The 20187-nt window shown below is 46.9% G+C and carries 30 protein-coding genes; all 30 read right to left on the minus strand.

Annotation, left to right across the window (positions count from 1 at the left end; all coding sequences use genetic code 11):
- Window positions 1-187: 187 nt before the first annotated feature.
- Window positions 188-1897, minus strand: coding sequence for an ABC-F family ATP-binding cassette domain-containing protein (locus HFV01_RS21835; protein WP_006621315.1), 1710 nt, complete (start codon window positions 1895-1897; stop codon window positions 188-190).
- A 212-nt stretch (window positions 1898-2109) separates the two neighbouring features.
- Window positions 2110-2520: a response regulator gene (locus tag HFV01_RS21840; RefSeq protein WP_006621316.1), complete on the minus strand. Its 411-nt coding sequence runs from the start codon at window positions 2518-2520 to the stop codon at window positions 2110-2112.
- A 197-nt stretch (window positions 2521-2717) separates the two neighbouring features.
- Complete coding sequence (gene prfA / locus HFV01_RS21845; protein WP_006670290.1) at window positions 2718-3833, minus strand: peptide chain release factor 1; 1116 nt, start codon at window positions 3831-3833, stop codon at window positions 2718-2720.
- Between the two features lie 344 nt (window positions 3834-4177).
- Entirely contained in the window at window positions 4178-4429 is a 252-nt protein-coding gene (gene rpmE / locus HFV01_RS21850) for a 50S ribosomal protein L31 (RefSeq protein ID WP_006621318.1), read from the minus strand.
- Between the two features lie 195 nt (window positions 4430-4624).
- On the minus strand, window positions 4625-5035 hold the full coding sequence (gene rpsI, locus HFV01_RS21855) for a 30S ribosomal protein S9 (protein ID WP_006621319.1): 411 nt from the start codon (window positions 5033-5035) through the stop codon (window positions 4625-4627).
- Window positions 5035-5493 (minus strand): 50S ribosomal protein L13, encoded by a 459-nt coding sequence (gene rplM, locus HFV01_RS21860; protein WP_006621320.1) that lies wholly within the window; start codon window positions 5491-5493, stop codon window positions 5035-5037. The genes rpsI and rplM overlap by 1 nt, the downstream gene beginning before the upstream one ends.
- Window positions 5494-5508: 15 nt before the next feature.
- Window positions 5509-6345: a tRNA pseudouridine(38-40) synthase TruA gene (gene truA / locus HFV01_RS21865; protein ID WP_006621321.1), complete on the minus strand. Its 837-nt coding sequence runs from the start codon at window positions 6343-6345 to the stop codon at window positions 5509-5511.
- 56 nt (window positions 6346-6401) lie between these two features.
- A complete protein-coding gene (rplQ, locus tag HFV01_RS21870) occupies window positions 6402-6752 on the minus strand; it encodes a 50S ribosomal protein L17 (protein WP_006621322.1) in 351 nt (116 codons plus the stop codon).
- Window positions 6753-6855: 103 nt separating this feature from the next.
- A complete protein-coding gene (locus HFV01_RS21875) occupies window positions 6856-7800 on the minus strand; it encodes a DNA-directed RNA polymerase subunit alpha (RefSeq protein WP_006621323.1) in 945 nt (314 codons plus the stop codon).
- 140 nt (window positions 7801-7940) lie between these two features.
- The gene (rpsK, locus tag HFV01_RS21880) at window positions 7941-8333 is read right to left on the minus strand and encodes a 30S ribosomal protein S11 (protein WP_006618077.1); all 393 of its coding nucleotides are present in this window, start codon (window positions 8331-8333) and stop codon (window positions 7941-7943) included.
- Between the two features lie 90 nt (window positions 8334-8423).
- A complete protein-coding gene (rpsM, locus tag HFV01_RS21885; RefSeq protein ID WP_006621324.1) occupies window positions 8424-8807 on the minus strand; it encodes a 30S ribosomal protein S13 in 384 nt (127 codons plus the stop codon).
- Between the two features lie 349 nt (window positions 8808-9156).
- Complete coding sequence (gene rpmJ, locus HFV01_RS21890; protein WP_006618079.1) at window positions 9157-9270, minus strand: 50S ribosomal protein L36; 114 nt, start codon at window positions 9268-9270, stop codon at window positions 9157-9159.
- A 502-nt stretch (window positions 9271-9772) separates the two neighbouring features.
- Entirely contained in the window at window positions 9773-9997 is a 225-nt protein-coding gene (gene infA, locus HFV01_RS21895; protein WP_006618080.1) for a translation initiation factor IF-1, read from the minus strand.
- Window positions 9998-10218: 221 nt separating this feature from the next.
- On the minus strand, window positions 10219-10797 hold the full coding sequence (locus HFV01_RS21900) for an adenylate kinase (RefSeq protein ID WP_006621326.1): 579 nt from the start codon (window positions 10795-10797) through the stop codon (window positions 10219-10221).
- Window positions 10797-12113 (minus strand): preprotein translocase subunit SecY, encoded by a 1317-nt coding sequence (gene secY / locus HFV01_RS21905; protein WP_006621327.1) that lies wholly within the window; start codon window positions 12111-12113, stop codon window positions 10797-10799. The genes HFV01_RS21900 and secY overlap by 1 nt, the downstream gene beginning before the upstream one ends.
- Window positions 12114-12165: 52 nt before the next feature.
- Window positions 12166-12636 (minus strand): 50S ribosomal protein L15, encoded by a 471-nt coding sequence (gene rplO, locus HFV01_RS21910; protein WP_006621328.1) that lies wholly within the window; start codon window positions 12634-12636, stop codon window positions 12166-12168.
- A gap of 77 nt (window positions 12637-12713) precedes the next feature.
- Window positions 12714-13244, minus strand: a complete 531-nt coding sequence (gene rpsE / locus HFV01_RS21915; protein WP_006618084.1) for a 30S ribosomal protein S5 — start codon at window positions 13242-13244, stop codon at window positions 12714-12716.
- A gap of 50 nt (window positions 13245-13294) precedes the next feature.
- Entirely contained in the window at window positions 13295-13657 is a 363-nt protein-coding gene (rplR, locus tag HFV01_RS21920) for a 50S ribosomal protein L18 (protein WP_006621329.1), read from the minus strand.
- A 3-nt stretch (window positions 13658-13660) separates the two neighbouring features.
- Window positions 13661-14200: a 50S ribosomal protein L6 gene (rplF, locus tag HFV01_RS21925; RefSeq protein ID WP_006621330.1), complete on the minus strand. Its 540-nt coding sequence runs from the start codon at window positions 14198-14200 to the stop codon at window positions 13661-13663.
- Between the two features lie 68 nt (window positions 14201-14268).
- Entirely contained in the window at window positions 14269-14670 is a 402-nt protein-coding gene (gene rpsH, locus HFV01_RS21930) for a 30S ribosomal protein S8 (RefSeq protein WP_006621331.1), read from the minus strand.
- A gap of 23 nt (window positions 14671-14693) precedes the next feature.
- Window positions 14694-15239, minus strand: coding sequence for a 50S ribosomal protein L5 (gene rplE, locus HFV01_RS21935; protein ID WP_008057353.1), 546 nt, complete (start codon window positions 15237-15239; stop codon window positions 14694-14696).
- Window positions 15240-15368: 129 nt separating this feature from the next.
- Window positions 15369-15725, minus strand: a complete 357-nt coding sequence (gene rplX, locus HFV01_RS21940; RefSeq protein ID WP_006670296.1) for a 50S ribosomal protein L24 — start codon at window positions 15723-15725, stop codon at window positions 15369-15371.
- A 3-nt stretch (window positions 15726-15728) separates the two neighbouring features.
- The gene (gene rplN / locus HFV01_RS21945; RefSeq protein WP_006621334.1) at window positions 15729-16097 is read right to left on the minus strand and encodes a 50S ribosomal protein L14; all 369 of its coding nucleotides are present in this window, start codon (window positions 16095-16097) and stop codon (window positions 15729-15731) included.
- Window positions 16098-16153: 56 nt separating this feature from the next.
- Entirely contained in the window at window positions 16154-16402 is a 249-nt protein-coding gene (gene rpsQ / locus HFV01_RS21950) for a 30S ribosomal protein S17 (RefSeq protein ID WP_006621335.1), read from the minus strand.
- 120 nt (window positions 16403-16522) lie between these two features.
- Entirely contained in the window at window positions 16523-16738 is a 216-nt protein-coding gene (gene rpmC / locus HFV01_RS21955) for a 50S ribosomal protein L29 (RefSeq protein WP_006621336.1), read from the minus strand.
- Between the two features lie 53 nt (window positions 16739-16791).
- Window positions 16792-17211 carry a 50S ribosomal protein L16 gene (gene rplP, locus HFV01_RS21960; protein WP_006618093.1) on the minus strand — a complete coding sequence of 140 codons (420 nt, stop codon included), beginning with the start codon at window positions 17209-17211 and terminating at the stop codon, window positions 16792-16794.
- 110 nt (window positions 17212-17321) lie between these two features.
- Window positions 17322-18050 carry a 30S ribosomal protein S3 gene (gene rpsC, locus HFV01_RS21965; protein ID WP_008057354.1) on the minus strand — a complete coding sequence of 243 codons (729 nt, stop codon included), beginning with the start codon at window positions 18048-18050 and terminating at the stop codon, window positions 17322-17324.
- A 107-nt stretch (window positions 18051-18157) separates the two neighbouring features.
- On the minus strand, window positions 18158-18508 hold the full coding sequence (gene rplV / locus HFV01_RS21970) for a 50S ribosomal protein L22 (RefSeq protein ID WP_006621338.1): 351 nt from the start codon (window positions 18506-18508) through the stop codon (window positions 18158-18160).
- A gap of 209 nt (window positions 18509-18717) precedes the next feature.
- Complete coding sequence (gene rpsS / locus HFV01_RS21975; protein WP_006617591.1) at window positions 18718-18996, minus strand: 30S ribosomal protein S19; 279 nt, start codon at window positions 18994-18996, stop codon at window positions 18718-18720.
- Window positions 18997-19148: 152 nt separating this feature from the next.
- Entirely contained in the window at window positions 19149-20012 is an 864-nt protein-coding gene (gene rplB / locus HFV01_RS21980) for a 50S ribosomal protein L2 (RefSeq protein WP_006621340.1), read from the minus strand.
- Window positions 20013-20187: the final 175 nt, after the last annotated feature.

Raw genomic sequence — 20187 nt, forward strand, 5'->3', positions numbered from 1 at the left:
GATCGCCACCATAGGTAAAAATCACTACAACAGACCCAATTTAACATAACTTAACCTCAGTTGTACTCAAGCGAGGAAACCTGACAGAGCGATCGCATAATTTCAACCCCACCCAATTAATAAACACCCGAAAGCCGAGTTTGATATCCCCCTAAATTGGTCTAGGGGGAATTACAGATTTATAAAACTATCTACCCTTAGCCGCTGCCTTTTTCTGAGCCGCCTTAGCCGCCTTAGCTGCTTTTTTCGCGGCTTTTTCGGCTGCTAACTTAGCTTGTCGTTCCTGTTCTTTTTCCTCAGCCAACTTGTCCAAATAATAGTGATAATCTCCCAGATAAACCCGAAACTCACCATCACGAATTTCCACAATTTTATTGGCCACCTGAGAAATAAAGTAACGGTCATGGGATACCAGCAGAACCGTTCCCTCATACTCCTGTAAAGCTGATTCCATCATTTCCTTAGCCGGAATATCCAAGTGATTAGTTGGTTCATCCAAAATCAACAAATTCACAGGTTGGAGCAACATTTTAGCCAAAGCCAGCCGCGCCTTTTCTCCACCACTCAAAGAACCCACTTTTTTAAAGACAGTTTCACCACTAAATAAAAACCGACCGAGGAGGGTGCGAACTTCCTCATTTTTCCAGTCGGGAACTTCATCATGGATAGTTTCCATAACTGTTTTGGTCAAGTCTAAGGCTTCGGCTTGATTTTGTTCAAAGTAACCCGGAATCACATTATGTTTTCCTAGAGATACACTTCCTTCGCTGGGGGTTTCCAGCCCCATAATCATCCGAAGCAAGGTAGATTTACCGCAACCATTAGGACCCAAAAAAGCTACGCGATCGCCTCTTTCAATTAGCAGTTCTGCCCCCAAAAACAGGATTTTCTCATCATAGGTATGCACCAAATCTTGAATTTTAACCACATCCCGGCCACTACGGGGAGCCTCTGGAAAGTGGAATTTCAGCGTTTTTAAAGAAGCTGTAGGAGCCTCAATTTTCTCAATTTTATCTAACTGTTTTTCGCGGCTTTTTGCTTGGGTACTACGGGTGGCACTCGCCCTAAATCTTTCGACAAATTCCTGTTGTTTTTCGAGTTCCTTCTGCTGACGTTCATAGGCGCTTAATTGAGCAGCCTCAGCTTCCGCCTTTTGTAGCAAATAGGCGGAATAGTTACCCAAATAAGTCCGAGAAACTCCCCGTTCGGTTTCGACAATTTGAGTACAGAGACGGTCTAAAAACTCGCGGTCATGGGAAACAATTACCATGGGGGTAGTTAAACCCTTCAGGTAAATTTCTAGCCATTCTATCGTTTCTAGGTCGAGGTGGTTTGTCGGTTCGTCCAGTAGTAATAAATCTGGTTCTTGCAGAAGAATTTTACCTAAACTCATACGCATTTGCCAGCCACCACTAAAGGCGCTAACTAAGCGATCGCCATCTTCCGAGTCAAACCCCATTTCTGGTAAAATCTTCTCAATTTTAGCTTCTAAGCCGTAGCCATCAAGGGATTCAAATTTCCGTTGGAGTTTATCCAATTTATGGATTAATTCATCCAGGCGATCCGGATCAGCCGTTTCCATTTCTCGCTGAACTTCACCATAAGCTGCATGGGTAGCGTTAGCCTCATTAAAAACCCTCCAAAACTCCTCTCGGACGGTGCGCGCCGGATCAACTTCAAATTCCTGGGTTAAATAGGCGATATGTAGACTTGATGGCTTAATAACTTCCCCGGATGTGGGTTCAACTTCTCCGGCTATAATTTTAAGTTGGGTAGACTTTCCCGCCCCATTTACCCCCACTAAACCAATGCGATCGCCCGGTTTAACTTCCCAGTTAATATCTTTAAGAATAGTACCTGTGGGATAGATTTTGCTAATATGTTCTAGTCGCAGCATCAACAGTCTCCTAGGACGAAAATATGTTCAAGGGTGGGGTCAGGAAATCGTGTAAGGATAGGTTCGACCGTAGATCCATTTCCTGGAAAGATATGGCATCACCCCCCTACACTGTCATCAAAGCCAAAAATTACATACCCGCATTGGATCTTAACAAAAATCAACCATTTCTGGAGTCATGGCTAAACGTGATCAAATTAGGCCTTGGTTGTTTATGGATTTTCTGCACCTTGTCGCTGCTGGTAAACTGCTTTAGCATCTTTAATGGTAGCCTCAAACACTGTGGGGTCCCACGGTTTAGTAATACACTGAAACAATTGCGCCGCCTCTAAATTTTCGCCGGATGCTTCTAGGGTTTCTGGGGAGTATCCACTCAGCAAAATCCGAATTGTGTCGGGAAAACGGGCCACAGTTTTACTGAGGAACTCAAGTCCGGTCATTTCTGGCATACTCTGATCGGAAATTATGATCGCCATTTCCCCTTCAGTTTCCAGTAATTGTAAAGCCGCCGTTGGGCTATCTACTCGAAACACCTGAAATTCGCGGCGAAATATCCGATACAGCAAATCGAGGTTATCGGGTTCGTCATCAACTACCATCAGTTTGAGTTTATTTTTAGCCATTTCTCAACATCAGACTGCACTGTTTGCTATCTCGGAAGTAATGGTGCTGTTTTTCCACTCAACTCTGCTTCCCGTAACACGATCGCAGAACCCCCCAACTAGAAACCGGGTTTCTTGGTTAAATCTTTGATCAGAAACGAAAAACTCTCACATCAACCCGGTTTCTTTCCCCAATCATAAAATAGCGATCGCCATTATTATACAGATGCAGGAGCAGTTGATTCTGCTAATTGTGCCAATCGTTCCTGTTGATCTTGAATGATACACGCTTGGATCAAATCTCCTATTCCCCCTTCTAATACTGGGGCTAACGAGAAATTATGACCCAGACGATGGTCTGTCACCCGATTATCCTTATAGTTATAGGTGCGGATTTTTTCCGACCTTGAACCTGTCCCCACCTGCGATCGCCGCATGGAAGTCACAGCATCCTGTTGTTCCCGCAGTTTAGCTTCGTATAACTTAGCCCGCAAAATCTGCATAGCCCGTTCCCGGTTTTTTAGCTGACTGCGTTCTTCCGTACAGAATACCCGAATACCCGTCGGTTTGTGGAACAAATCAACTGCCGTTTCCACCTTGTTTACGTTCTGACCACCTGCACCTCCGGATCTAGCCGTAGTCATCTCAATATCTTTCGGGTCTATTTGCACTTCCACATCATCAACTTCTGGCATAATTGCCACCGTTGCTGTGGAAGTATGAACCCTCCCACCTGCTTCCGTTACAGGAACTCGTTGGACTCGATGAACTCCCGCTTCAAATTTAAGCTGACTATAAACGCGCGCGCCTTGAATTTCCAGAATCGCCTCTTTAAATCCCCCCATATCAGCCAGGGACTCACTCAGTAGCCTTACCCGCCAACCTTTAGTTTCAGCATAGCGGGAATACATCCGCACCAAATCCCCCGCCCAAATACTCGCTTCATCGCCGCCAGTACCTGCCCTAATCTCTAACATGATATTTTTATCATCATTAGGATCTTGGGGTAGCAGGAGAATTTTCAGGCGTGTTTCCAACTCTTGCAACTTCGTGGTTAGTTCTTCTACCTCCAAAGCTGCCATTTCTTTCATTTCCTTGAGTTCAGGATCATTCCCCGTCTCTCGGAGGATTTGTTTGGCCCCGGCTAACTCCGTCTGAGTTGTTTTCCAATCTTGATAGGCATTAACCACATCTTCCAGGGAAGACCGAGTTTTGGCTACCCGTTGAAATTCATCAGGATCTGTCGCAATTTCAGGATCTGCTAATCGTAAAGTTAACTCCTGAAAGGTTTGCTCAACGGATTTGAGTTTATCTAGTAAATAAGTTTCTGCCATGGCGGTTCGGTTGCCTCTTGTTAGTAGTCGGTTGTCGAAGCATAATTTAGCTTAAATTGTCTTTGTCTCCGTCTTGAACCCCGGGTATAAAGATATCTTAAATATCGGAATTTTGCAGCTTTTTACCATCAAAATTATCGGTAAATGTGGGTGATTTACATCATTAAATATTCGATAATTAGGCGTTGGCATTACCTCCATCACCATCATTAACCCTTACTTAATGGTGGTTTACAACTTATTTTACACTGCTAAATATTAGGGATAAACCGGAAACCAAAAATCGGTCGGTTGCCAGTAGTCAGACGCTACGGACAACAGACGACAAACAATCGACAACCCGGCTATTTTTTCGATTGATCCGCTTCCGTTCCTGTGGCTTGACTCTCATCAATCATGCCATACTTACGCAGGAAGCGTTCAACTCGTCCTTCTGTGTCAATAATCTTTTGAGTTCCAGTATAGAATGGGTGGATTCCAGACCAGATATCAACGTGCAGTGATGGCTGTGTGCAACCAACTTTCATAACGACTTCGCCGTTACAGATTACTTCAGCTTCTGGATACCATTCGGGATGAATATCAGGTTTAGGCATGGTTTAAGCTACCAAGTCAAAATCAACAAATTTTACTTTCTTTCTATTATAGCCATAATTGGCTCGCGACAGGCTGAGTCACAAAACCTAATAAATTGAGATTCTGCACCCACCTGGGGATGGGCAATATTACCACCCCCTGTCTAGGATAGTTTACACGATCGCGCTTGAGTCTGGATTGATAGCCAAAACTCTCTAGCGTTTCGAGTATTGGGGAGCCTTGCGAGCTTTCCGCAAGCCGTATTTTTTCCGCTCTTTAGCGCGAGGGTCACGGGTTAAATAGCCTTCTGCTTTCAGTGGTTGGCGATTATCAGGACTTAACTCGCATAAAGCACGAGCCACACCTAAGCGGATGGACTCCGCTTGACCTGTGAGACCCCCACCTTGGACATTTACCAGAACATCGTAATCATTTTCTAGCCCTAAAGTTTCTAGGGGTGCTTTAGTAGCTGAAAGATAGCTCGTGTTAAATTGCAGATACGATTCGCCCTCGCGACCATTAATAATTACCTGGCCACTGCCCGGAACTAAACGCACACGAGCGATCGCTGATTTCCGGCGACCTGTACCCCAGTAAACTGCCTTACCTGTATCTATAGCCTGCATTATTTACCTCCTGTGGGAATTGTGTCAATTTTCAGCACTTCAGGATCTTGAGCCTGATGGGGATGAGTCGGACCAGAATAAACTTTTAGCTTCGTAAATAGTTGGCGGCCCAAAGCATTTTTGGGGAGCATTCCCTTAACTGCTTTCTCAATAATTCGTTCCGGGACTCGGTTTTGCAGTTGATCAAAAGTCTCTGTCTTCATCCCTCCCGGTCTACCCGAGTGGCGACGATAGATTTTTTGCTCCCCTTTTTTGCCAGTTACTGCCACTTTGTCAGCGTTAACCACGATTACAAAATCCCCTGTATCCATGTGGGGGGTGTAAGTGGGTTTATTTTTGCCACGAATGATTTGAGCAATTTCTGTAGCCAGGCGGCCCAGTCTTTGATCCGCCGCGTCAATGACGTACCATTTTCGTTCAATGGAGTCAACCGGCGGCAGATAGGTTTTAGTCATCATGATCTTGCAGTTCTCCTAAGTTAATGGTGATTGTGGTTCAGTTTTTCCTAGGATAAATTTAGGAAAAGTATCGAACCAGATATCAGGAGTAAAGGGGAAATTCGGATAGCCTACCCGTAGTAGGCACAACCCCTGGGGAGGGGCTGCCGATTTGACAATTTCCCGACGTTCGTTGACCCAGATATCTTGGAAGTTTTCTAGCGATCGCTCCCCCGCCCCCACCTGTACCAGCAGCCCCACCAGTAATCGCATCATTCCATACAGAAATCCGCTCGCTTGAACTTCAATATGAATAAATGCTTCGCTCCGCCAACATTGCACATCCTGGACATCCACCCAAGCATGGGGGCGACTAGAACCAGCTCGTTGGAATGCTGATAAATGGTGATAGCCCAGTAATGGTTTGAGAGCTGCCAACATTAGGCTTTCATCCAACCGCTGATGATAGTAGTGCCAGGTAAACCGACGGATAAACAAGTTAGGTCGAGCATCCGTGTAAAGGCTATAGCGATAGCGTCGCCATTGAGCGTCAAACCTGGCGTGCCAATCCTTCGCTACCGGAGCCGATGCCCTAATCAGGACATCCGCTGGCAATCGGCTATTGAGAATGGTTGCCCACCGATAGGCAGGAATATGGGCTGGGGCATCAAAATGAGCCACCTGGGCTGCTGCATGAACTCCAGAGTCCGTGCGACCTGCTGCATGGAGGGGGACTCGCTCCTGCTTTAAAACCTTGCCAATAGCTGTTTCTATGTCCTCCTGAACCGTGCGCTGATTGGGTTGCCGTTGCCATCCGTGGAAGTGGGTTCCATCGTATTGGATAATCAGAGCAATGCGCTGTTTATCAGTCATTGACAATCCGCCTTCCCTTGAGTTCAGCTTGAGTCACCGGCTCCCTGACAATCGCCTTAAACCAGCTCAATGATTGCCATTTCCGAGTTATCTCCCCGGCGAGGAACCGTTCGCACAATGCGAGTATATCCCCCTTTACGGGAGCCATAGCGCTGGGCTGCTCCTTCAAACAACGCATGAACCAGTTGTTTGTCATAGATATAGCCCATCGCTTGGCGACGAGAGGCGAGTGTTCCATCTTTAGCTAGAGTAATCATCCGTTCTACTTCAGAGCGCACAGCTTTAGCTCGTGCTTTCGTCGTAGTTACACGACCATGACGGATGAGTTCGGTAGTCAGCGATCGCAAAAGGGCTTTTCGCTGGTCCGCAGGTTTACCAAGTTGATGAATACGACAACGATGACGCATGACAAATTATTTAGATAAGTTACTTAGATTTAGTTCCGAAACCAGCCATAAACAGGCACTCACAACTCATTTCGAGCCGTGACCTTCTATGGCACTCACCTACTCAAGATTTAGCTGCTCGCTCCTTAGGTAAAGTAATTCCTAGGCGGTTTTGGAGAGCTTCGATCACCTCTTCAGCAGACTTTTGACCGAAATTTTTGATCTCTAGGAGATCTTCCTCTGTATAATCTCGTAAGTCCGCCACCGAGTTGATTTGCGCTCGTTTTAGGCAGTTATAAGCCCTAACCGAAAGTTGTAGCTCCTCAATCGGGATCTGGCTGGTAGGATCGATATCATCCCTTTGATCGCTCGTAATTGATTCTAGGTTGATATCTTTCAGGGCACCGAATAGATCCACCAAAATCGCAGCCGCTTGACTGATCGCTTCTTGGGGAGTCAAACTGCCACTCGTCCAGATTTCCAACGTCAGCCGATCTTTCTCCAAAGATCCACCATCGCGGGCATCTTCTACAGTGTAGTTTACCTTCCGTACCGGCATGAAAATTGCATCAATTTGGAGAAAATCCAAAGCCGCAGAATCATCCCGATGTCTATCAACCGCTCGATACCCTGTCCCCTTTTCAATCTGACATTCCATCTCCAGAGTTGCCCCCGGGGATAAGGTAGCAATATATTGATTTTTATTGACCACCTCCACTTCCGAGGGTAAATCAAAATGGCCGACTGTTACGGTTGCTGGACCTTGCACCAAGAGACGGCCAATTTGCTTCTGATAGGTATGGCTTTTGAGAACTGCTTCTTTCAAATTCAGCATGATCTCTAGGACATCTTCCCGAACCCCTTCAATCGTTGCAAATTCGTGGTTAACGCCAGCAATTCGGACCGCTGTAATGGCAGTCCCTTCTAAATTTGACAGCAGCACCCGCCTTAGTGCATTTCCAACGGTTATTCCCTGGCCACGATCTAACGGTCCCAGGACAAATTTGCCATACTGACTACGGTCAGTGCTTATATTGGATTCAATACACTCAATCTTAAACTGCGCCACCGATTGACCTCCGTTCGACTCTTACCCCAAAAATTAGACCTAACCCATTACCAATGAAAAATGAAAAGTATCGGGGATGTAACTTCTCATTTTTCAAAACCTGTTACGGCTTTAGTTTGGGCGCACGCCACCAGGCTTTTTTACACCCTACGACGTTTGGGGGGACGACAACCATTGTGAGGAATTGGGGTGACATCACGAATGAGAGTAATTTCTAGTCCCGCTCCCTGCAATGCCCTAATTGCTGTTTCTCGACCTGATCCAGGACCGCTGACCATTACTTCAATTTGGCGCATACCTTGGTCGGACGCTCGACGGCCAGCACTTTCAGCCGCTGTTTGGGCTGCAAAGGGAGTTCCTTTTTTCGCTCCCTTAAATCCTGTAGACCCGGCGGAAGCCCAAGATATTACTTCCCCATTTTGATCCGTAATACTAACAATTGTGTTGTTGAACGTAGACTGAATGTAAGCTACCCCGTTGGGGACATTCCGTTTTTGCTTTTTTGGTCCAGTTTTTTTAGTTTGTCGCGCCATAGTTGTCTCTTTAACGACCTATTGAGTTGATTAACTTGCCTACTGAATAATTGATTAATACAGTTGGCCCATGGAAAGCCTCTCCATAGACTATTTCTTGGAGGCGGCTTTTTTCTTACCTGCTACAGTTCGGCGAACTCCACGCCGGGTTCTGGCATTCGTCCTCGTCCGCTGACCCCGAACCGGTAATCCCATTCGGTGACGACGACCACGATAAGTACCAATATCCATTAAACGCTTGATGCTCATCGCTTCTAAGCGCCGCAGGTCTCCTTCTACTTGGTAGTTAGTTTGGATTACAGAACGTAAAGCTGCTACGTCCGCATCAGTTAAATCCTTAACCCGAGTGTCGGGGTTGACACCCGTCTCCGCTAAGATTTCTTTGGAGCGAGATAATCCAATTCCGTAGATATAGGTCAGACCAATCTCAACACGCTTATCGCGTGGAAGGTCTACTCCGGCTATCCGTGCCACGTTTTTTTCTCCCTAATAATCGTGCTGTGCCAAAATTAATTACAGTGCCGAGTTGTTCTATTTAATCCTGCCAGTGATCAGACCGTGAAGGCTAACTTCACACTTCCTAGCTTAGTGACTGAGCCGCCTCGCGCGGCCATCATAACAGCCATTAAGTGCGTTTGACGAGGGTATCACTGGCTTGGGTTAGTGGGATACTTAATTTAGCTTTCCCGCTACTTTGCTTTTCTTCCCTCTGTGTACAATAGACATCAACAGTTAATATGGGTAGGGTGCGCCAGACCAATTAATAATCATTGAATCTGCGTGCATTCTGCCTCTCTGACGCACTTCACTACCTTCATCATCACTATCCTTGTCTTTGCTTATGTTTGGGATTCGAGCAAATCACCATCACTCGCCCTCGACGGCGAATGACGCGACATTTTTCACAAATTTTCTTCACTGATGCTCTAACTTTCATGTCAACCTCATGGGAGTTGGGAAACCACTAGATTTAGCTGGCCGATTACAATTTTATGGCTCATGAATTTGCCTTACCCTACTGGGGAAGAAAGACAGAGGTGCTGTATCTTTCTATGGTTAGCCTGATTTAGGCTGTTTTCAGCACAAAGTTACTTCGCTACTATGGTGTTACTGGTCGGCGGTACTTTCCCCAGAGTATTATTTGACAACTCAGCCCTACGCGCAGGTAGTCCCCTTGTTGATTTTTAACTCTTAGGTTTTAGTGCTTGAGATTAGCGACCCCCCTATCCCCTAGGAAATTCAACTATTGTCCATAACTTAGTTCCCCGGAAACATGGCTGTTGACCAGCCTGGTTTTTACAGGGGGATGCTAACGCTATATAGAACGACACTAACTACTAATAGTAGTTTACAACAAATTCTTAATTATACCACAGGCTAAAAATTTTCAGCCAGGATTGAGGTAAATCAACCTGGAGCGATTCAGCTATGAGGGGAACCTATTTCTTTTTCAGTCGATAGGTGATCCGACCTTTGCTGAGATCGTAGGGGGTTAATTCTACCTTGACGCGATCGCCCGGTAGAATTTTAATGTAGTTGCGCCGGATTTTACCCGAAATGTGTGCTAGTACATTAAAACCATTATCGAGATCGACTCGAAACATAGCGTTGGGAAGGGACTCGGTAACAGTTCCTTCCATTTCTATTAAGTCTTGTTTAGACAAACTGTTAGTTCCTCAATTCGGTAAATAAACCCCCCAGTAGGCGACTAAAATCATCCAACCAGGCAGAATAGCGTCCGGGCTAGGGCCTGAGCGTGTTAACATATCTTATCAAAATCTGGTAATCATCCATGTCATCAACACAAATGACTAAGCCACGATGGGAACCGCCGGGGGGAGATTTGGTGCCCAGATTGGTGAACCTGGATTCTCCATGCCAATGATTAGCTGGTAATTACCTCTTTTAAACTATCGGTTACTTCTTCCATGGTGCGATCGCCATTGATATGATGCAGTTGGTTACGACTGCTGTAAAATTCAATCAAGGGAGCCGTCTGTTCCCGATAAACCTGAAGGCGATGTAAAATCGTTTCTTCATGGTCATCTTCACGACCTCGCACCAGCAATCGTTTCAGGATGACATCATCTGGAACCTCTAAATTAATGACCCAGACGTGATCTTTATCTGGAATTTTGCCCGTTTTCTCATCAACCGACAACAAATGCTCTTGGACAAACTGAGCCTGGCTGACATTACGAGGGAACCCATCGAGAATCCAACCCGTTTCAGCATCAGGCTCTGATAAACGGTGAGTCACCATATCCAAAATCAGTTGATCCGGAACCAAATCACCCAGATCCATATAGGTTTTAGCCTGTTGACCCAGGGGAGTTTGCTTAGAGACATGATCCCTCAAAATCTCTCCAGTAGAAATGTGAGGAATTTTCATAATCTCAGCCATACGAGCCGCTTGTGTTCCCTTTCCCGAACCAGGCGGCCCCAAAAAAATCAATTCCCGCATTATTTTTTCACCATCCCTTCATATCTTTGAGAAATTACATAGGTCTGAACCTGCTTGGCGGTATCAATAGCAACCCCGACCAGAATCAGTAGAGAAGTAGCACCAAAGCCTCGGAAAGTAGGAACTCTGGTAGCGCTTTCGACTACAGTAGGAATAATTGCTACTAAACCCAAGAAAACCGCTCCCAAAAAGGTTAAGCGATTCAGAACCCGCTCAATATACTCACTGGTGGCGCGACCTGGACGAATTCCGGGAATACTAGCTCCCATTTTCTTCAAGTTCTGAGCCATATCTACGGGATTCATAATTAAAGAAGCGTAGAAATAGCTAAAGAACAGAATCATCAGCAAGTAAAAGGCAATATAGAGCCAAGGAGCAGGTCCTCCGGGACTCAGATAAGTAGAAATTTGTACCAGAACCGGATTATTAGCAAACTGGGAGATAGAAGCCGGAAGAATCAAAACTGCCGAAGCAAAGATAATCGGCATCACCCCGCCTTGATTTAGACGCAAAGGTAGATAGCTACTTTTTTCGCGATAAAGTTTGCGACCCACTTGTCGGCGGGCGGAAACAATAGGAATACGACGGGTTCCCTCTTGTACAAAAACAATCCCAACAATCATTGCTAGGAAAATCAATAACAAGATCACAACTCGTCCTACAATAGCGCTATCACCACTTTGAGCTAATTCAATGGTACTGCCCAATGATTGGGGTAGAACCGCTACGATGTTGATAAAAATGAGCAGGGAAGCGCCATTACCGATACCGCGTTCTGTAATCAGTTCCGATACCCACATGACAAACATAGACCCAGCAGCCAGAGCCAGGACTACTTCAGCCATGACTATGAACTGTGGTTGATTGGGGTTTTGAGCAAAGGGGCTGACCCAAATGGCAATACCAATACTTTGCAAGATAGCCCACCCCAAGGCCACATAGCGGGTAATTTGAGATATTTTCCGCCGTCCGGCTTCCCCTTCGTTTTTTTGCAAATCTTCTAAAGTGGGGAGAGCCGCCGTCATCAACTGCATGATAATGGAGGCGTTAATATAGGGGAGAATTCCCAGAGCAAAAATACCCAGGGCTGAAAATCCACCCCCGGAAAATAGGTCGAGAAAACCGATAAAGGGGGTGTTTTGAATATTTTGGCTAAATGCTTGCCGATCAATGCCTGGGATAGGCAGGAACACGCCCAAACGAACTAGAATGAGCAGACCAATGGTTACGAGAATACGACCCCGTAAACCAGCAGCCTGAGCCATCTGCATGAATGTTTCCTGTGCAGTTGGCGTTTTTTCACGACTGACGACCATGAAGGACTACCTCTTGAAAACACTATTGGGAATGTACAGAGCAAGCTAATGCTTAACCTTCCGGGCTGGTGTTTCTGGCTCCTAAGACTTCACAACTTCCCCCGGCTGCTTCAATTTTAGATCGAGCGCTTTGGGTGAAGGCTGCTGCTTTAACCTGAAGTGCTACATTTAGTTCTCCATCTCCCAAAATCTTGAGCGGTCCCCGGTCAGTAGTAATAATTCCGGCCGCAATGAGAGAGGATAGAGTTACTTCGCTGTTGACACTCAGAGAATCCAGACGACCCACATTAATGGTAGTGTACTGTTTTCGGTTGACCAGAGGAAAGCTTTTTAATTTAGGTAGTCGTCGATAGAGGGGGTTTTGACCTCCTTCAAATCCGGGTCTGGTGCTGCCACCGGAACGCGATTTTTGACCGCGCATTCCTTTGCCACAACTAGCTCCTTGTCCGGCAGAAACCCCACGACCAAGGCGACGGCGACGTTTTTGAGAGCCAGCTTTGGGCTTTGCGTCTTGTAATCTCATGGTTGTCTCAGTGCATTGCAATTGATGGGTTATCAGTGAGAGGCAATTGAGGAATTGCCCCGATGGTCCACTTATGATTAAGCATAAAGCTGTTCGATGGGGATGCCCCGTTCTTTAGCCACATCCGATAGGGTCCGCAATCCTGATAGAGCGTTAATGGTGGCGCGGGCGTTATTCAGGGGATTACTGGAGCCTAGCTGTTTAGCTAGAACGTTTTTAACCCCGGCTAGTTCTAGCACGGTGCGGACAGCACCCCCAGCGATTACCCCTGTACCAGGGGCAGCGGGTCTAACAATGACTTGGGCTCCGCCTCCCACACCATTGGCGGGGTGAGGTAGAGAGTTAGATTTGGTTAGGGGAATCTCGACGACATTTTTGCGGCCATCGGCGACACCTTTTTTGACGGCTCCGATGACATCTGCTGCTTTTCCGACACCGACACCCACCTGGCCTTTTTCGTTGCCGACGATAACAATGGCACGGAAGCTGAGTTTTTTACCGCCTTTAACTACTTTAGTTACACGGCGAATTTGAACAACCCGTTCTTGCCATTCGGATTCTTTTTCTTTGGTGCGAGTATTTTTTTTACGACGTTGCTGTTCTGCCATACTTTTAGTTCCTGATTGTTAAGGGCAATTATAAATTGCCCGTCAGCTTATTAAAATTCTAACCCGGCTTCTCTGGCTGCGTCTGCCAAGGCTTTAACGCGGCCGTGATAGATGTAACCTCCCCGGTCAAATACTACGCGCTCAATTCCTTTAGATAGGGAGCGTTTAGCGATTAATTGACCAACTTTAACAGAGGCATCACAGGTGGCCCCAGTTTTTAAGTCGGCAGTTATTTCGGGGTCTAAGGTAGACGCGGCAACTAAGGTGTGTTGCTGGCTATCGTCGATCACCTGTACATAGATGTGCTTGTGAGAGCGAAACACAGCCAATCTAGGACGCTCTGAAGTGCCTAGGACTTTGCGCCGAACTCGACGGTGACGGCGCTGACGGGAATCGTTACGAGTAAGTTTCATGATCTATTTTTTCCCTGCCTTACCAGCTTTACGTCTGACTTGTTCTCCGGCGTAGCGAATGCCCTTGCCTTTATAGGGTTCAGGGGGTCGCACGGCGCGAATTTTCGCAGCCATGTTGCCGACGAGTTCTTTATTAATTCCGCTAACAATCACATTGGTGTTATTTTCAACGGCTACGCTGCAACCTTCAGGGGGAACCATTTCCACCGGTTTGCTGTAGCCGACATTTAAGATCAGGTTTTTACCTTGAACCTGAGCCCGATATCCCACTCCTTGGATTTCCAGTCGCCGTTCAAATCCTTGGGAAACTCCATCCACCATGTTGGCTACCAGGGTGCGACAGAGACCATGACGCTGACGGGCGACTCGGGATTCATCCCGACGCTTAACGATTAGTGTGTCTTCTTCGAGGGAGAGGATCACTTCGTTGGGTAATACGCGGGAAAGCTCCCCTTTTGGTCCTTTGACTGTGACTTTTTGGCCGTCTAAGGTTAGGGTAACTTTGGCGGGAATCGGAATTGGACGCTTACCAATTCTAGACATAATCCTTGTTTAATGGTCGATGAGCAGTGTTTAGGGGTCTGCGGAGTGCGAGGCTGTGGGTAATGGATTTACCACACATAGCAAAGCACTTCTCCGCCTAAGCCCTGAAGGCGGGCTTCTCGGTCGGTCATTACCCCACGGGAGGTAGAAATGATCGCAATTCCAATTCCACCTAAAACCCGGGGGAGTTCTTTGCGGTTTTTGTAAACGCGCAAACCTGGACGGCTCACTCGTTTAAGGGTGCGGATTGTGGGGGTGCGGGTTTTGGTGTTGTATTTTAGTGAAACCACTAAATGTTTTTTGACACCAACACCTGCTTCTTCAAAGTTGGCAATAAAGCCTTCATCCTGGAGGACTTTGGCAATACTGCGGGTCATTTTGGTGGATGGAATTTCTGTGGTTTGATGCCGCGCCATGCAAGAGTTGCGGATGCGCGTTAACATATCTGCAATAGTGTCGTTCGTCGCCATAGTTGTCTCGTTATTTTACTGCCTCAGTTCTCCCGGAAGGGCATTCCCATTTCTTTAAGTAAAGCACGCCCTTCTTCATCTGTCTGGGCTGTGGTGACAATTGAAATATCCAGACCTCGAATTTGATCGATGCGATCGTAGTCGATTTCTGGGAAGATCAGTTGTTCTTTGACCCCCAGACTGTAGTTACCCCGACCGTCAAAACTTTTGGGACTAATGCCACGAAAGTCTCGAATGCGAGGTAGGGCTAGGTGAATTAGACGTTCCATAAAGGCATACATCCGATCAGAACGGAGTGTCACCATTACCCCAACGGGCATTCCTTGACGGATTTTAAAGCCGGCGATCGCTTTTTTAGCGCGGGTCACTACTGGTTTTTGTCCGGTAATAATCGCCAATTCATTAACTGAAGATTCCAGAGCCTTGGCATTTTGGGATGCTTCGCCCAGTCCTCGGTTAATGGTAACTTTAACAACCTTGGGAACCTGATGGATGTTCTCATATTTGAACTGTTCCATCAATTTAGGAACGATGGTTTCCTGATAGATGGTTTTGAGTGGAGATGTCATAGTTGCTGTCTGTCCTAAATACATTCCCTGGGCTTGGTCAGGGATAATCAAAACGAGTGTTTAACAGAGTCCACCTGTCCAGTCAGGGCTGGTGGGAAACCCGCCCCGGGGGAGAAAGTGTGCCATTGATTAATCAATAACTTCCCCGGTTTTTTTGAGCATTCTGACCTTGCGCCCGTCTTCCGTAAAGGTGTAGGAAATACGACTAGCGACTTTTTCTTTGGTCGAATACAGCATCACATTAGAACTGTGAATAGGAGCTTCAAAGTTGACAATACGGCCACCTTCACCCTCTTGTTGAGGTTTAACGTGCTTGGTACGGACGTTAACATCTTTGACAACTACTTTACTCAATTTAGGTAGAGTGGATATCACCTCCCCAACTTTTCCTTTATCTCGTCCGGCAATTACCTGGACAGTATCCCCTTTTTTGACGTGCATTTTGTAGCCCCGGGGCGGAGCTAATTTGCGCTGACGCTTGGGCATAATTTAGAGTACCTCCGGTGCAAGGGAAACAATTTTAGTGAAATTTTTGTCCCGTAGTTCCCGTGCCACAGGTCCAAATACACGGGTTCCCCTGGGGTTGCCATCCTGGTTAATGATAACGGCTGCATTATCGTCAAAGCGAATACTCATACCGCTATCTCGGCGTAGTCCTTGGCGACTGCGAACAATGACAGCTCGAACGACATCGGATTTTTTGACGGCCATGTTGGGAATTGCATCTTTAACGACAGCGATGATGACATCACCAATAGTGCCGTAGCGACGATTACCCCCACCCAGGACGCGGATACACATAAGTTTGCGCGCGCCGCTGTTATCTGCCACATTAAGTATGGACTGCTGTTGAATCATGGTATTGTCTCTGTAAGCGTAATTTGGGGTTCAAGATAAACAGAAACCGGTGAGAATTACTGGTTATTTTTGTTGATAATTTCAACTACATTCCAGCGTTTAGTGCGACTGAGGGGGCGGGTTTCTCGAATGCGAACCCGATCGCCTTCTTGACAAGTATTATCTTCATCGTGGGCTTTATATCGTTTAGTATTAACGACAATTTTCCCATATTTAGGGTGAGGGGAGCGGTTTTCAATAGCTACCACCACAGTTTTTTGCATTTTATTGCTGACGACTACGCCAACTCTTTCTTTAACTGCCATGATTGTGAGAAATAAGAGATGAATGATTGTTTAGGTAATGGGTAATGGGTAATGGGTATTACTGACCAGTATTTCCCATTTCCTATTCCCTAGGGCCTTAGACTAATGAATTAGGGAATACTAAGCCGGACTTTGATTTGGAAGTTGTCGTTCCCTCTCCACGGTGAGTAACTGTGACAATCGATGTCGTGTGTGTCTAATTTCATGAGGTTTTTCCAAGCGTCCTGTAGCTTTCAGGAGGCGCAGATTAGCGAGTTGTTTTTTAATTTCCAGGATTTGCTCAGAGAGGTCATCATCATTTAACTGTCGGGCTTCTTCAATTTTAGAAAGAGCCATAATTATCTCCTCGGTACAATTAGCGGGCAGTTTTCAGGTCAATGCAATCAGTATTAGGACTGTGAATCTTCCCGTGTGAGAAACTTAGTCTTAATCGGGAGTTTAAAGGAGGCTAGGCGCATAGCTTCGCGGGCGACCTCTTCAGAAACACCTGCAATTTCAAACATGATGCGTCCAGGTTTAACAACAGCGACCCAGTATTCAGGGGCCCCTTTACCGGAACCCATACGGGTTTCTGCGGGACGCATAGTGACAGGTTTATCAGGGAATACACGAATCCAGATTTTCCCACCCCGGCGAATATAACGAGTCATTGCCCGACGGGCTGCTTCAATTTGGCGGGAGGTAATCCAAGAGGGTTCAAGGGCTTGTAGGGCAAAATCACCAAAGTTGATATTGTTGCCGCGAGTTGCCTGACCCCGCATTCGACCCCGCTGTTGTTTGCGGAATTTAGTTCTTCTTGGGCTTAACATGATCGCAAATAGTAGTGAGTGAAGTTAATGAGACAGAGGCGTACCCATGAGGGAGATAAGTGTTAGGTTTTGGGTTATGAACCTATCGAGATCGCGCCTACTAGAACTTTTTATGTATCACTAGACCGGTCATCATACTTTTGCCGTCTGGGTGTACGGCGACTTTTCGGCGCTCTTGTATTAGGTGCGGGGGTTTCTTCCTGACCGGGAATAATTTCTCCCTTAAACACCCAAACTTTGACACCGAGGATGCCGTAAATAGTGAGAGCGGTGCAGTAGGCATAGTCAATATCAGCTCGTAAGGTGTGTAGGGGAACACGACCTTCACGGGTCCACTCAGTCCGAGCAATTTCTGCTCCGTTCAAGCGGCCACTGACCTGGATTTTAATGCCTTCAATGCCAGCTTTTTGGGCGCGGGTAATAGCTTGGCGGACAACTCTACGGAAGGAAACCCGTTTTTCAAGTTGAGCGGCGATATTTTCAGCGATGAGGGTAGCATCAGCATCAACGCGGGACACTTCCACAACGTTAATGCGGATCTGGCGATTGCTGCCCAGTTCTTTCTGAAGTCCTTGGCGGAGGGAGTCAATTCCGGCACCACCACGACCAACTACCACACCCGGTCTAGCGGTTAGCACTTCCAGGTCAATTTGATCAGCTTTGCGTTCAATGCGAACATCTGAGATGCCAGCATTGCTGAGATTTTTCTGAATGTACTTACGGATGGTGTGGTCTTCCTGCAACAGTTGCGGATACTGACTAGCATCGGCAAACCAGCGAGATTTGTGTTCTTGGGTAACTCCAAGGCGGAAACCAATTGGATGTATTTTTTGTCCCATAGCAGCTTAATAATTTAGTCTGTACATAAAACGACCAGATAGGCGCTTATCCATGCAAGGTAAGGGTTTAATGCTTAACCCACTGACCCTGGGGAAGCTAGGAGTTGTTATTGGGCTTCCGCGACGGTCACGGTAATGTGACAGGTGGGTTTGCGAATGGGATAGGCTCGACCTTGGGCGCGAGGGCGGTAGCGTTTAAGGCTTGGTCCGGCATCGGCGAAGGCTTGGGAAACGATGAGAGTGGCGGGGTCTAAACCCTGGTTATGTTCAGCGTTAGCAACAGCCGATCGCAGAACTTTCAAGACAGGAGTACAGGCGCGGTAGGGCATAAACTCCAGGATAATCAGGGCTTCGCGATAGCTACGTCCGCGAATTTGATCAAGTACCCGCCGGACTTTTGATGGGGACATTCTGATGTAACGAGCGATCGCTTTTACTTCTGAGTTGGAACTAGCCATATCTTTCTCCTTGATTCGGGCGTGATGTAGGTGTGGTTTAGGGTCGCTCAACCCAGAAATTGTCAGGGCGCTTTGGACTTGGGCGGGTTTCTCAAAACACGCTTTGGGGAATTAAGGTTACGGGCAGAACCAGCCCCAGCCGCGTTTTTTCCGAAAATACCGCATAATCCGCCGCTACTCCACAGTCCTACAGGCGAACGAAGCGCCGCTTATCGGCGAGCTTTTTTATCACTTTTAGCGTGACCTCGGAATGTCCGAGTGGGAGCAAATTCTCCCAATTTATGTCCCACCATTTGTTCGTTAACAAATACAGGGACGTGCTGACGGCCGTTATGAACAGCGATAGTATGACCAACCATTTGGGGAACAATGGTGGAGGAGCGCGACCAAGTTTTGATCACTTCCTTACGATTGTCAGCGTTGAGTTTTTCGATTTTGACGAGCAGATGATCGGCCACAAATGGACCTTTTTTGAGCGATCGAGACATGGTATATGTTTAGGATTCCAATGGTGATCTAGGCTGTGGGCGGAGGCTACCCATTACCCTTTGGGCAGGGTAGGGGTGGGGGGCTTAGTCCGATTTTCTTTTGATGCCTTTACCAGGAATGCAGCCAGATAGCAGTCTGCAAGGCTTGGCGATTAGCTCTGACGGCCACCTTTGCCTCGTTTCGAGGATTTCCGACGACGGCGAACAATTAAAGCAGTGCTGCGTTTTTTCTTGTTTCTGGTTTTCGCTCCCAGGGCTGGTTTACCCCAAGGCGTAACCGGGCCACTGCGACCAATGGGGGCGCGTCCTTCACCACCACCGTGGGGGTGATCAACAGGGTTCATAACACTACCGCGCACGGTGGGACGTTTACCCAACCAGCGATTACGTCCAGCCTTACCAATGCTGATATTTCTGGCATCCACATTACCCACTTGTCCAATCGTCGCATAGCAACGGGCGGGGATTTTCCGTTGTTCACCAGATGGCAGTTTCAGGGTTACATAATCCCCTTCTTTAGCCATAATCTGAGCCGAGGCTCCGGCTGCTCTCACCATTTGTCCGCCTTTACCGGGAATCATTTCCACGTTGTGGATTGATGTACCCAAGGGAATGTGGGATAGGGGGAGAGCGTTACCCACTTCAATGGGGGCATCAGGTCCAGATATAACCACAGTCCCGACAGCCAAGCCTACAGGGTGGAGAATATAGCGTTTTTCGCCATCCACATAGTTAAGTAGGGCAATTCTGGCGTTACGGTTGGGGTCGTATTCAATCTCAGCGACTTTAGCGGGTACATTATGTTTATCCCGGCGAAAGTCAATAATCCGATATAGTTTTTTATGTCCACCACCTCTATGGCGACAGGTAATCACACCGCGATTATTACGACCTTTAAGGCGGTGTTTAGAGACGGTTAGGGATTTTTCCGGCTCGGATCTAGTAATTTCTGTAAATTCCGAGACAGTATGTTGGCGTGTGCTTGGGGTATAAGGTCGGTAAGAACGAATTGCCATATAGTCGATCCTATGTCTGTTTCTGTGGAAGTTAGAGATCTAGATTTCAGGATAGGGAAAGAAAACTCGATCGCCCTTCATGTCGGTGTTCAATAATTACCAGGGTAAAGGTGGGTTCTCGGTGCCGCTTTTTTTTGATAGTTATTCAGAAGGTGGCACACCCGCGTTTTACCCG

This window comes from Limnospira fusiformis SAG 85.79 (genome assembly GCF_012516315.1).
Taxonomy (GTDB): Bacteria; Cyanobacteriota; Cyanobacteriia; order Cyanobacteriales; family Microcoleaceae; genus Limnospira; species Limnospira fusiformis.

Coding starts and splice junctions, on each gene's coding strand:
- HFV01_RS21835 (WP_006621315.1), bottom strand. CDS start 1,897: ATGCTGCGACTAGAACATATTAGCAAAATCTATCCCACAGGTACTATT.
- HFV01_RS21840 (WP_006621316.1), bottom strand. CDS start 2,520: ATGGCTAAAAATAAACTCAAACTGATGGTAGTTGATGACGAACCCGAT.
- prfA (WP_006670290.1), bottom strand. CDS start 3,833: ATGGCAGAAACTTATTTACTAGATAAACTCAAATCCGTTGAGCAAACC.
- rpmE (WP_006621318.1), bottom strand. CDS start 4,429: ATGCCTAAACCTGATATTCATCCCGAATGGTATCCAGAAGCTGAAGTA.
- rpsI (WP_006621319.1), bottom strand. CDS start 5,035: ATGCAGGCTATAGATACAGGTAAGGCAGTTTACTGGGGTACAGGTCGC.
- rplM (WP_006621320.1), bottom strand. CDS start 5,493: ATGATGACTAAAACCTATCTGCCGCCGGTTGACTCCATTGAACGAAAA.
- truA (WP_006621321.1), bottom strand. CDS start 6,345: ATGACTGATAAACAGCGCATTGCTCTGATTATCCAATACGATGGAACC.
- rplQ (WP_006621322.1), bottom strand. CDS start 6,752: ATGCGTCATCGTTGTCGTATTCATCAACTTGGTAAACCTGCGGACCAG.
- rpsK (WP_006618077.1), bottom strand. CDS start 8,333: ATGGCGCGACAAACTAAAAAAACTGGACCAAAAAAGCAAAAACGGAAT.
- rpmJ (WP_006618079.1), bottom strand. CDS start 9,270: ATGAAAGTTAGAGCATCAGTGAAGAAAATTTGTGAAAAATGTCGCGTC.
- HFV01_RS21900 (WP_006621326.1), bottom strand. CDS start 10,797: ATGCGGGAATTGATTTTTTTGGGGCCGCCTGGTTCGGGAAAGGGAACA.
- secY (WP_006621327.1), bottom strand. CDS start 12,113: ATGGTCGTCAGTCGTGAAAAAACGCCAACTGCACAGGAAACATTCATG.
- rplO (WP_006621328.1), bottom strand. CDS start 12,636: ATGAGATTACAAGACGCAAAGCCCAAAGCTGGCTCTCAAAAACGTCGC.
- rpsE (WP_006618084.1), bottom strand. CDS start 13,244: ATGGCAGAACAGCAACGTCGTAAAAAAAATACTCGCACCAAAGAAAAA.
- rplR (WP_006621329.1), bottom strand. CDS start 13,657: ATGAAACTTACTCGTAACGATTCCCGTCAGCGCCGTCACCGTCGAGTT.
- rplF (WP_006621330.1), bottom strand. CDS start 14,200: ATGTCTAGAATTGGTAAGCGTCCAATTCCGATTCCCGCCAAAGTTACC.
- rpsH (WP_006621331.1), bottom strand. CDS start 14,670: ATGGCGACGAACGACACTATTGCAGATATGTTAACGCGCATCCGCAAC.
- rplE (WP_008057353.1), bottom strand. CDS start 15,239: ATGACATCTCCACTCAAAACCATCTATCAGGAAACCATCGTTCCTAAA.
- rplX (WP_006670296.1), bottom strand. CDS start 15,725: ATGCCCAAGCGTCAGCGCAAATTAGCTCCGCCCCGGGGCTACAAAATG.
- rplN (WP_006621334.1), bottom strand. CDS start 16,097: ATGATTCAACAGCAGTCCATACTTAATGTGGCAGATAACAGCGGCGCG.
- rpsQ (WP_006621335.1), bottom strand. CDS start 16,402: ATGGCAGTTAAAGAAAGAGTTGGCGTAGTCGTCAGCAATAAAATGCAA.
- rpmC (WP_006621336.1), bottom strand. CDS start 16,738: ATGGCTCTTTCTAAAATTGAAGAAGCCCGACAGTTAAATGATGATGAC.
- rplP (WP_006618093.1), bottom strand. CDS start 17,211: ATGTTAAGCCCAAGAAGAACTAAATTCCGCAAACAACAGCGGGGTCGA.
- rpsC (WP_008057354.1), bottom strand. CDS start 18,050: ATGGGACAAAAAATACATCCAATTGGTTTCCGCCTTGGAGTTACCCAA.
- rplV (WP_006621338.1), bottom strand. CDS start 18,508: ATGGCTAGTTCCAACTCAGAAGTAAAAGCGATCGCTCGTTACATCAGA.
- rpsS (WP_006617591.1), bottom strand. CDS start 18,996: ATGTCTCGATCGCTCAAAAAAGGTCCATTTGTGGCCGATCATCTGCTC.
- rplB (WP_006621340.1), bottom strand. CDS start 20,012: ATGGCAATTCGTTCTTACCGACCTTATACCCCAAGCACACGCCAACAT.